The 9,679-nt window shown below is 62.4% G+C and carries 12 protein-coding genes; 5 read left to right on the plus strand and 7 right to left on the minus strand.

Annotated features, from left to right (window positions below; all coding sequences use genetic code 11):
• The first annotated feature begins 128 nt into the window (after positions 1-128).
• Entirely contained in the window at positions 129-320 is a 192-nt protein-coding gene (locus tag BAUR9175_RS01080; RefSeq protein ID WP_009884405.1) for a hypothetical protein, read from the plus strand.
• A 69-nt stretch (positions 321-389) separates the two neighbouring features.
• Here the strand turns inward: BAUR9175_RS01080 and BAUR9175_RS01085 are convergent, their stop codons facing one another.
• Positions 390-1,703, minus strand: coding sequence for a class I SAM-dependent RNA methyltransferase (locus BAUR9175_RS01085; RefSeq protein WP_257944246.1), 1,314 nt, complete (start codon positions 1,701-1,703; stop codon positions 390-392).
• 6 nt (positions 1,704-1,709) lie between these two features.
• Positions 1,710-3,620 carry an APC family permease gene (locus BAUR9175_RS01090; RefSeq protein ID WP_009884403.1) on the minus strand — a complete coding sequence of 637 codons (1,911 nt, stop codon included), beginning with the start codon at positions 3,618-3,620 and terminating at the stop codon, positions 1,710-1,712.
• Between the two features lie 136 nt (positions 3,621-3,756).
• Between BAUR9175_RS01090 and BAUR9175_RS01095 the strand changes: the two genes are divergently transcribed.
• Both BAUR9175_RS01095 and BAUR9175_RS01100 read left to right on the plus strand, forming a co-directional pair.
• Complete coding sequence (locus BAUR9175_RS01095; protein ID WP_009884402.1) at positions 3,757-4,428, plus strand: potassium channel family protein; 672 nt, start codon at positions 3,757-3,759, stop codon at positions 4,426-4,428.
• Complete coding sequence (locus tag BAUR9175_RS01100) at positions 4,425-5,090, plus strand: potassium channel family protein (protein WP_009884401.1); 666 nt, start codon at positions 4,425-4,427, stop codon at positions 5,088-5,090. The genes BAUR9175_RS01095 and BAUR9175_RS01100 overlap by 4 nt, the downstream gene beginning before the upstream one ends.
• Positions 5,091-5,129: 39 nt before the next feature.
• Here the strand turns inward: BAUR9175_RS01100 and BAUR9175_RS01105 are convergent, their stop codons facing one another.
• From BAUR9175_RS01105 to dut, 3 genes are read right to left on the minus strand one after another with little or no spacing between them, the layout of a single operon-like run.
• On the minus strand, positions 5,130-5,504 hold the full coding sequence (locus tag BAUR9175_RS01105; protein WP_009884400.1) for an OB-fold nucleic acid binding domain-containing protein: 375 nt from the start codon (positions 5,502-5,504) through the stop codon (positions 5,130-5,132).
• A 5-nt stretch (positions 5,505-5,509) separates the two neighbouring features.
• Positions 5,510-6,373, minus strand: a complete 864-nt coding sequence (locus BAUR9175_RS01110) for a DUF3710 domain-containing protein (RefSeq protein ID WP_009884399.1) — start codon at positions 6,371-6,373, stop codon at positions 5,510-5,512.
• Between the two features lie 6 nt (positions 6,374-6,379).
• Positions 6,380-6,853 (minus strand): dUTP diphosphatase, encoded by a 474-nt coding sequence (gene dut, locus BAUR9175_RS01115; protein ID WP_009884398.1) that lies wholly within the window; start codon positions 6,851-6,853, stop codon positions 6,380-6,382.
• A gap of 64 nt (positions 6,854-6,917) precedes the next feature.
• On the opposite strand from dut, the gene BAUR9175_RS01120 reads away from it, so the two are divergent.
• Positions 6,918-7,373 (plus strand): DUF3093 domain-containing protein, encoded by a 456-nt coding sequence (locus BAUR9175_RS01120; protein ID WP_009884397.1) that lies wholly within the window; start codon positions 6,918-6,920, stop codon positions 7,371-7,373.
• Between the two features lie 115 nt (positions 7,374-7,488).
• Here the strand turns inward: BAUR9175_RS01120 and BAUR9175_RS01125 are convergent, their stop codons facing one another.
• On the minus strand, positions 7,489-7,788 hold the full coding sequence (locus BAUR9175_RS01125) for a DUF4193 domain-containing protein (RefSeq protein WP_009884396.1): 300 nt from the start codon (positions 7,786-7,788) through the stop codon (positions 7,489-7,491).
• Between the two features lie 286 nt (positions 7,789-8,074).
• On the opposite strand from BAUR9175_RS01125, the gene BAUR9175_RS01130 reads away from it, so the two are divergent.
• Positions 8,075-8,302 (plus strand): Med9 domain-containing protein, encoded by a 228-nt coding sequence (locus tag BAUR9175_RS01130; RefSeq protein WP_009884395.1) that lies wholly within the window; start codon positions 8,075-8,077, stop codon positions 8,300-8,302.
• Positions 8,303-8,394: 92 nt separating this feature from the next.
• Here the strand turns inward: BAUR9175_RS01130 and BAUR9175_RS01135 are convergent, their stop codons facing one another.
• Positions 8,395-9,501: a ferrochelatase gene (locus tag BAUR9175_RS01135; protein ID WP_101582692.1), complete on the minus strand. Its 1,107-nt coding sequence runs from the start codon at positions 9,499-9,501 to the stop codon at positions 8,395-8,397.
• Positions 9,502-9,679: the final 178 nt, after the last annotated feature.

Consider the following 9,679-nt stretch of genomic DNA (forward strand, 5'->3'; position numbering starts at 1 on the left):
GACGGTGGCCTGTCGGTGAACTGAGAATCGGGTTTTCCCCAAGCGAGCGTCCGGACAACTCCAGCGCGGAGCGGCGTCGAAGAACCCTAATCTGGAGTCATCTCAACAGCAGCGAGCAAGGAGCTCTCATGGACCCGTTCACACTCGGAGCCGGATTCGGATTCGGCGCACTCCTCGTGGGCATCATCTTCGCCGTCATCTGCCGTTCCCTAGCCGACGAGAAGGGCCGCTCCTCCGGATGGTGGGGGCTGTGGGGCTTCCTGACCACTTTCATCGCCCTCATCGTCCTCATCCTCCTCCCACAGCGGTCCCAAGTCTGACCTCCCCCGCCGAGGTGGGAACGCGTCAACCCCTCACCCTCGCCGAGGTGGGCCGTCGTCCCGCAACTGTCACCGTCTGAGGACGGTGACAGTTTCCACGTGTGAGGTGAGTGGGAACAGGTCGAAGCCGGAGAGGCTGTCAATGGCGAATCCACCGTTGACCAGGACCGCGAGGTCCCGAGCCAGGGTGGCGGCGTCGCAGGAGACGTAGACGATCGTTGTCGCGCTCGATTCGATGAGTGCCCTGGTGACGGCTTTACCGGCGCCGGCACGCGGCGGGTCGAGGATGATGACGTCTGAGTTCGGGATCTTCGCCCGATCTGCCCGGGACGCATCGAAGTTCGCGGTGAGGCCCTTCGCGTTGACTTTTGCGTTCTCGATGGCGGACTTCGCACCTTCGACCCCATAGAGTCGTGCACCGGTGGCGGTGGCGGCACTGATTCCCAACAGCCCGACACCACAGTAGAGATCCGTGATCATCTGCGTCTGGTCGCTGAGAGCGGAGTTGACCTTCTTACTCAGCAGCCCCGGAGACTGTTCATGGACCTGCCAGAATCCGTCGGCCGCGACCCGGTAGTCACGCCCGGAGACCGTTTCGATCAGCTGGTCCTCTCCCCTGACCACGGCCAGCTTCGAGTGTCCGCCCTTCGTTCCGGCTCCCTTGCGGCCGGTGCCGTTTCGCGCGTCTGCGAGAACTGACCACTGCGAGGGCAGGATCTGCGCCAGCTCGGAGAGCCCGGAGGGATCACAGTCACCGCGCACGATGGCGGCTCCACGATCACCGGCCCAAGCGAACTCAAGTCGATCGGCACCGGGCAGGCGCAGTGAGGACAGGGCCACCTCGGCGATGGCAGACGTTGCCAGTGGAGCGGCGGTCAGCGGCACGATGTCGTGGGAGCGCGGTGCCAGCATGCCGAGGCGACCGTTGCCGTCGACGGCCAGCTGCACGCGGGTCCGCCAGTTCAGGCCGGTGGTCTCCCCCGGTGCGGCCGCCACCTCGACGCTGCGGTCGATGTGGCCGATCCGGGAGAGCTGATCGCGGAGGACTTCGGCCTTGAGCTCACGACTGTGGGCGAGGTCGACATGGGCGAACTCCATCCCGCCGAAGAGCGCCCCGGCGTCGGCGCCTTCTGTGAGGAACTGCGAGCGACGGTCATCGACTCGGAATTCCGAGGCGTCGAGGACCTCGGTGACATCGGCGCGCAGGAACTTCGCCTTCGGCCCGGCTTCGGTGCGAGCACGCACTGTCTCCCCCGGGATCGCACCGGTGACGAAGACGACCTGCCCCTCGTGGCGAGCGATGCTGCTGCCTCCGGCAGCGGGGCTCTCGATGTGCAGGGTCAGATCCATGGCCGGGATCTCTTCGGCTGAAGGTGCGCTCATCGGTGTTCAGGCCTGTCTGTACAGTGGATTGTCGTTTTCGGGTCCATCGCCCTCGTACTGCCGGGAGAAGGAACGCAGCCGCCAGGGCACGGAGACCACGACGACGTTGGGGACCAGCAGCAGACGAGTGCGCAGCTTCAAGGCTACTTGGTTGTGCAGGATGTGCTCCCACCAGCGCCCGACGATGAACTGGGGAATGTAGACGATGACGAGGTCGCGTGGGGATCTGCGCCGGATGGCCAGCACATGCGCCAGCAGAGGCCTGACGAGCTCTCGGTAGGGAGAGTCGAGGACCGTCAGCGGCACGGGCAGCGCCATCTCGTTCCATTGCCGCTGCAGGGCCGCGGCAGAGTCCTCATCGACGGCGACGGTGATGGCCTCGAGCTGGCTCGAGCGTGTCACCCGTGCATAGGACAGGGCTCGCAGGGTCGGTTTGTTGATCTCATTGACGACGACGATCGCGTGGGTGTTCGACGGGATCGTGCGGGATTCGCTGTCCGTCTCCGGTGCCAGTTCCCGTGCCACGCGGGAGTAGTGGCGATGGATCGCACCCATGATCATGAACAGTCCGGCCATCGCCGCGACCGCGAGCCAGGCACCGGCGAGGAACTTGGAAACGATCACGACGAGCAGGACGCCGGAGGCGATGACGCAGCCGGCGCCGTTGACGAGACGGTTGAGGTGCATCCGCACGCGCGCCTTGGACTCGATGACCAGGCGCAGCCGTTTGTTCCAGTGGAGGACCATGCCTGCCTGACCCACGACGAAGCTGGCGAAGACGCCGACGAGATAGAGCTGGATCAGTGTCGTCGCCGAGGCTCGCGTGGCGACGACGAGGAGGATCGCGGCGAAGGCCAAGAGCAAGATGCCGTTGGAGAACGTCAGCCGATCGCCCTTCGTCGCCAGCTGCCTGGGCAGGAATCCGTCGCGTGCCAGCCGGGAGGCGAGGCCGGGGAATCCTTCGACCGCGGTGTTCGCGGCGACGATGAGCACGAGCGCTGCGACGAGCACAACGAGGTAGAACATCACGGGTGCATTGTCGAAGATGGCATGGGCCAGCTGCGCGAGCACCGGTTCCTGTTCGTATTCGGCGCTGACCGCACTGCCGTCGGGTCGCATCAGGTAGAGATGCGGATCGTCGACGTATTTGACCCCGGTCACCGACGCCAGATAGGTCAGGCCGGTGAGCATCAGGGCCGCCAGCAGGCCAGAGAGCAGCAGGGTGTTGCCGGCATTCTTGCCGCGCGGCTTCTTGAATGCGGGCACCGCTGTGGCCACCGTCTGCACACCGGCCAATGCCACCGACCCCGAGGAGAAGGCGCGCAGGACGATGAGGACCGTCGCCAGTCCGAGGGTGGCCTCGTCGTTGATCCCCGTGTGGGCAACGGTGTAATCGGCCGTCTCCGCCTGCGGGAGGTCGCCGGCGCCGACCCGCAGCAGGCCCACGCACATGGTGAGGAATACAGCGCCGAGGAACAGGTAGGTCGGGACGGCAAGCAGCACAGGGGTGGCGCGTGAACCACGCAGTCCGGCCAGGGTGATGAGCAGAATCCCGATGATCGCCACGGGGACACGGTATGGGGCCAGAACTGGGAAGGCCGTGGTGATGTAGGCGGCGAAGACCGTCATCGACACGGCCAGGGTCAGCACATAGTCAACCAGCAGGGCCGCGGCGACGACCAGACCGGCACGGGGCCCGAGGTTCTTCGACGCGACCTCGTAGTCGCCGCCGCCCGAGGGGTAGGCCTTGACGTTGATGCGATAGCAGGCGACGATCACCAAGATCACCGCGCCGACGGCTACACCGATCCAGGGCGCCACAGTCAGAGCGACAAGAGATGTCAGGGACAGCGCCAGTAGGATCTCGTCGGGGGCATAGGCCACGGACGAGAGCATGTCGGAGGCGAAGACGGGCATTGCGATGCGCTTCTTCAGCGCAGGCGCACGCCTGTCCTCACTGCGGAAGGGCCGTCCAACGAGTAGTCTTTTGACGGCATCAGAAAAACTGCTGGCCACGGGCACTAATGGTAGATCAATGCGGAGAGGATTACCCATGCACTTCGTGATTATGGGCTGCGGCCGAGTCGGAGCGTCCTTGGCCAAAGCCCTCGATGCCAACGGGCACTCGGTGGCTGTAGTCGATCGCAACCCCGATGCGTTCCTCAAGCTCGGCAGGGAATTCAGCGGTTCCACCATCACCGGCATCGGGTTCGATCGTGAGACCCTCTCCCAGGCGAAGACGTCGGACGCCTACGCCTTCGCCGCCGTCTCCAGCGGAGACAATTCCAATATCCTTGCCGCGCGTGTCGCCCGGGAGACCTTCGGCGTGGTCAACGTCGCGGCCAGAATCTACGATCCCAACCGCGCCCAGGTGTTCGAACGACTGGGCATTCCGACCGTTCCCACAGTGAGGTGGACGGCCGACCAGGTGATGCGCAAACTCGTTCCGCAGGGATCCATCACCGAATTCCGCGAGCCTTCAGGCAGGCTCGTGCTCGCCGAAGTCCATCTCGATCCCGGCTGGGTGGCCAGGCCGATCAAGGAGATCGAGACCAGGACCAAGGCACGAGTCGCCTACGTCACACGCCTGTCCGAGGGCATCCTCGCTCACGAGGATCTGCTCCTCCAGGACGGGGATCTGGTCCATCTGATGTGCCCGGTGGACCGCCTCGGCGAGATCGAGAAGATCCTGGACCAGCCGGTGCGAGCAATGGAGGAAGAATGAGAGTCGTCATCGCAGGGGCCGGATCCGTCGGTCGTTCAGTGGCTCGGGAACTCCTCGACAAGAAGCACACGGTCATGCTCATCGATCAGAGCAAGGAGGCTCTGGGCCATGAGCGCATACCGGGGGCCGAATGGCTGCTTTCGGATGCGTGCGAGCTGGCGGGATTGGGTGAGGCCAAGCTCGAGGAGGCCGATGTCGTCGTGGCCGCGACCGGTGACGACAAGACCAATCTCGTTCTGTCTCTGCTGGCGAAGACGGAGTTCGGTGTGCCGCGCACCGTTTCGCGGGTGAACAACCCGAAGAACGAGTGGCTCTTCGACGAGAACTGGGGAGTCGACGTGGCAGTGTCGACTCCACGACTGATGACCGCACTTGTCGAGGAGGCCGTCGAGGTCGGCGGCCTGGTGCATCTGATGAGCTTCGAACGCGGTCAGGCTGGTCTGATGGAGTTCACCGTTCATGAGTCGTCCGCGCTCGTCGCCTCACGGATCGGCGAAATCGCCTTCCCGCTGGACACGGTGCTCGTCGCGATCATCCGCAACTCGAGAGCCTTCGCGCCCAGCGCCGATGACGTGATCGAGGCCGGGGACGAATTGTTCTTCCTCTCCTCACCCGATCAGGAGGGCGCACTGCTGAGCCTGCTGCAGGCTCCGGCGACTTGAGCTGAAGATCTCAGGCCTTGGCCTCGTCGCCAGAAAGAATTATTCGTGGTCGTCGCGGGTCTGGATCAGCTCATAGACGGGGTTATGGGCCTTCAAAGCACCGTCGTGTGCGCAGAAGCGCCCCTCGAGGACGATGAGTGCACCGGGCTTGATTCCGCTGATCTCGCGGCGGCCCAGGAACTGCGCATGGACCTCGCCGGTCCCGTCAGCAACCGTGATGTGCAGACGGGGACTGTCGCCGCTGCATGACTGCGTCACAGCGCTGACGACTCCGGCGATACGTGAGAGCTGCCGTGGGCTGAGGTCCTGCACACTGATGACGCCGGGAATCTGGGACACCAGTCTCAGATCGGCCCGCGCCTCAGCGTCTCTGGACCCGAAGTCACGCACGAGGCGTGTGATGAGATCCAGCATGGATCTCAGCGAACCTCGGTGATTTCCGGGCCGCGTTCGAACGGGTTGAGTTCGTCCTTGTCTTCGTCCTCAGTCTCGGAATCTCCGTTGACCTCGGGTGCTGTGAGCACGATGAGCTCACGCGGAGCCATCGCCTCCTGGCCCCTGTCGACGATGACGCCGCGGAAGAGTGCGCTGAGTTCGGACCGGATCTCATCGTTGGTCACCGCCTTGCCGGAGAACACCGCGCGTACGAACCAGCGTGGTCCGTCAACGCCTGCGAAACGCATGGCGCGCTTGCCGGGACGACCGTCCTCGGTCTTGGCTGGAACTTCGACGGCCAGTTCCCTGCCCAGCGCGGTGTGCAGCTCCGAGGCTTCCCCACCCTGTGAGGTGACGCCGCTGGCCAGCTGTTTGCGGACCGTGTTCCACAGTCCCTCTGATCGCGGTGTAGCAAAGGCCTGCAGCTGGATTCCGCCACCTTCGTGGATGAGCGTCACCGCCAGCACGCGCTGGGACTCGTCGTCGGTGTCCAGGCGCACCTGCATACCGTCGACGACTGGCACCTTGAGAGCACCCAGGTCGAGCCTGTTGAGCTCGGGGTAGTCTTCCGAAGCGTCGAAGGGACCCTTCTCCGAACGGTCGTAGGGAGCGGACTTCTCGAGCAGGGCGTCCTCGTCGAGTTCGTCGACATCTTCATCTTCGGCGGCGTCTTCGTCATCGGTGGAGTTGTCGGCGTCGCTCGGTTCGGCTTCGTCTGAATCGATGTCAGTCGATTCTTCGGCCTCGGTGTCTTCTGTCGCAACGTCATCGACGTCGCGCTCCTCGTCGACGGTGTCGTCGATCTTCTCAGCGGAGGATTTCTTGGAGAATCGAGAGAACAGTCCCATGGTCGTTCACACCTCTTTCTCTGTCAGACCTGCTTTTACCCCACCAGTGGAGCCGAAGCCCCCTGCGCCGCGATCGCTGTCGTCCAGCGATTCGACGAGGGTGAAGTCTGCTTGTTTGATTTCTTGGATGACGAGCTGTGCAATGCGGTCTCCGCGCGAGATGCGCACCGGGGTCCGCGCGTCGAGGTTGATCAGCGGCACTTTGATCTCACCGCGATAGCCGGCGTCGATCGTGCCTGGGGCGTTGATCACAGTCACGCCGTGTTTGCTGGACAGCCCAGAGCGCGGATGGACGAATCCTGCGGTACCGATCGGGAGGGCGATTGCAATGCCGGTGGGCACAACCTTGCGCTCAAATGGTTCGAGAACGAAGTCGATCGCTGAGCATAGATCTGCTCCCGCGTCGGACGCATGCGCGTACGAAGGAGGAGTGATGCCTGCGTCGAGCAGTTTGAGGTCAATTTTCAGGATTTCTGCCACAAAGATGCACTCTAACGCCGAAGCCTGAGCGCTTCCAAAAAGTCCGTTATGGGAGAATGGCCCTATGGCAACGACTCAACCCGAAACACGTGTGGTCTACACGGAAAAACTCGGCCCCTCGATCGGTATGTGGATTCTCATTGTGATCGCTGCGGCCTCGACCGCACTGATGGTGTTCCCCGTGTGGACGGCAGGCACCATCATCCTCCCAGTGGTCAGCTTCGTCCTTCTGGCCTGGTGGCTGCGCTCGCTCGGTATTTCGATCATCGTCACCGAACAACAGCTCTTCGTCGGGGACGCGCATATTGATCGCCGTTACGTCACCGATGCCACGGGGTACGACGCTGAATCTGCACGAACCGCGCGGGGAACGGGCCTCGACGCCCGAGCCTTTTTGATGCTGCGTCCTTGGGCCAAATGCGCGGTGCGCATCGACATCCACGATGAGTCCGATCCGACTCCCTATTGGCTGGTGTCGAGCAAACGTCCGATGGAACTCGCCGCCGCACTCAAACCCTGAGACCAGCTGCACCGCTCGGAGACGGCAGACACGTTCACAGGCAGGGATACCAGGTGCCAGAGATACAGAAACGCGCCCCGACAAGGGCGCGTTCTTGTATCATCCGACAGTTGCTTCAGCCAGCACAGTCCGTGCAGATGGGGACTCCGCCTTCATCACTGGCCAACTGAGAGCGATGGCGGACCAGGAAGCATTCCATGCAGGTGAACTCGTCATTCTGCTTAGGCAGCACTCGAACGGAGAGCTCTTCGTTCGACAGGTCCGCACCGGGCAGTTCGAACCCTTCCGCAACCGCGGTCTCATCTTCGTCAATCTTGCTGGCCTGCGCCTGCGAGCGTGAAGCCTTCAGCTGTTCAATCGAATCGCTTTTGATTTCATCGTCTTGCTTACGAGGTGCGTCGTAGTCTGTTGCCATATGGCTCATCGCTCTCTGTCGGGTGTGCTGAAGAGGATTTTCGGCCCCTCTCGCCAAACGTGCCCCCAGCATTGTGCACTGTATGCTTACCGTTGGCAAGACCAGATCGTGAATGTTCACAGTGATACTCGTCACTGATGTGTCAGTTCGTGACGGTTCGCACATACGACTCTCGAAAAGCTCTGCGAGAATACATAAGTCGAATAGTGCCGATTGAACATCGTCGGTGAACGAAACTGGGATCGCCCCATGCGTGGGAGACGACCCGAGGAAGGACGAATACACGATGAGTGAATTCGCAAATCAACTCGATACCAGGATCGACGATGTCCGTCATCGCCTCCAGGAAGCCCGGTCCGAGGGAGACGACTATCTCGTCGAGACACTCATCGACGACCTGCAGAATCTCTTGGAACTCGCCGATCGCAATGATGTGGACACAGGACCCATAGCCGCCGTCATCACAGCAGAGACCGGAGCCATTCCGATCATTCCTGCACCCGAAGAGTCCTGACTCCCCAGGACCGAAGCAACTGAGAATCCCTCCCCTGCGAATTCTGCAGAGGAGGGATTTCTGTTTGCTGACGAGGCGTGGTGAGGCTTCTCTCAGGCCGGCCAGTTGGGTTCGGTCGCTCGTTCGATGCGTCCTCGGCAGCATTCGATGCTGCACGCGCCGCTGCCGGGAGTCAGCGCTGTGGAACCGGCAATGACAGGGGCAGCTGTCTGCTCACCGCGAAGCTGTGCGATTCTCTCCTCGACGAGGACGACGAGCCCGGAGACGAACAGGGGATGAGTTCCGACTGTCGCAACGCGGGTGAATGCGAAGTCGAGTTCGGCAGCAGTCTCCTTCGCTTCGGTGTCGAGGTCGAAGGCAACTTCCATGTGATCGGAGATGAAGCCGATCGGCACGAGGACGACGCCGGTGACCCCGTCTTCGGAAAGCTCCCTCATCCGATCATTGACATCGGGTTCGAGCCACGGGACCTCTGGGGATCCCGAACGAGAGCAGTACACCAGCTCCGCCGGAAGTGCTTCGGATTCCGAGAGTCCCTCGAGGAGGTGGGCCATCAGCTCTTCGTGCTGCGCCTGGTAGCCGCTCGTCGCCACCGCAGAAGCGTCCTGCATGACGTTGGGAATGGAATGCGTGACGAACAGTATCCGATGCTTCCCAGCATCTAGAGCCCCGACCTGCTTCGCAAAGTCGACCAGCCCCTCCTTCAGAAGCAGAGCGCAGGCCTGGGCATACCCAGGGTGGTTGTAGAACTGTCGGATCTTGTCGATCGTGACTGTCGTGCCCTCGGCTGACAGTTCCTGGATCGTCTTGGCGAAGTCCTCCCGGTACTGACGGCACGATGAGTACGACGAGTACGCCGAAGTGTCGATGGACAGAAAACGTGTTCTTCCTGCCTCTGCCTCGGCACGGACCTCGTCTGTCAGGTACGGCTCCCAGTTGCGATTGCCCCAAATCAGTGGAGTATCAATTCCGCGGCGTTCGAGCTCTTCGCGCAATGCCTGCAGGAGCGCCTTGTTCTGATCGTTGATCGGCGACTTTCCGCCGAAGCCATAGTAGTGCTCACCGACTTCTTCGAGTCGCTCCTCCGGTATTCCGCGACCGGCGGTGACGTTTTTGAGGAAAGGGACGACTTCTTCTGGAGCCTCCGGTCCCCCGAAAGACATGAGGACGAGAGTGTCAATGGGTGCAGTCTTATTCACAGTTACTGATTTTACAGCCAGTAGAGATGCCGCGCCCGTTGTCCATACAGTGAGTCAGTTCCTCTCACCGTTCAGACCAGAGATCGGTTCATGGACCGATAGCCCTCTGGCCGTTGCCGATTGCGCGCTGACTGTTGCCGATGGCCCGCTGGCCGTTCGCGGTGGGCATTTCGCGACT

The organism is Brevibacterium aurantiacum, from assembly GCF_900169065.1.
Taxonomy (GTDB): Bacteria; Actinomycetota; Actinomycetes; order Actinomycetales; family Brevibacteriaceae; genus Brevibacterium; species Brevibacterium aurantiacum.

Coding starts and splice junctions, on each gene's coding strand:
- BAUR9175_RS01080 (WP_009884405.1), top strand. CDS start 129: ATGGACCCGTTCACACTCGGAGCCGGATTCGGATTCGGCGCACTCCTC.
- BAUR9175_RS01085 (WP_257944246.1), bottom strand. CDS start 1,703: ATGAGCGCACCTTCAGCCGAAGAGATCCCGGCCATGGATCTGACCCTG.
- BAUR9175_RS01090 (WP_009884403.1), bottom strand. CDS start 3,620: ATGCCCGTCTTCGCCTCCGACATGCTCTCGTCCGTGGCCTATGCCCCC.
- BAUR9175_RS01095 (WP_009884402.1), top strand. CDS start 3,757: ATGCACTTCGTGATTATGGGCTGCGGCCGAGTCGGAGCGTCCTTGGCC.
- BAUR9175_RS01100 (WP_009884401.1), top strand. CDS start 4,425: ATGAGAGTCGTCATCGCAGGGGCCGGATCCGTCGGTCGTTCAGTGGCT.
- BAUR9175_RS01105 (WP_009884400.1), bottom strand. CDS start 5,504: ATGCTGGATCTCATCACACGCCTCGTGCGTGACTTCGGGTCCAGAGAC.
- BAUR9175_RS01110 (WP_009884399.1), bottom strand. CDS start 6,373: ATGGGACTGTTCTCTCGATTCTCCAAGAAATCCTCCGCTGAGAAGATC.
- BAUR9175_RS01120 (WP_009884397.1), top strand. CDS start 6,918: ATGGCAACGACTCAACCCGAAACACGTGTGGTCTACACGGAAAAACTC.
- BAUR9175_RS01125 (WP_009884396.1), bottom strand. CDS start 7,788: ATGGCAACAGACTACGACGCACCTCGTAAGCAAGACGATGAAATCAAA.
- BAUR9175_RS01130 (WP_009884395.1), top strand. CDS start 8,075: ATGAGTGAATTCGCAAATCAACTCGATACCAGGATCGACGATGTCCGT.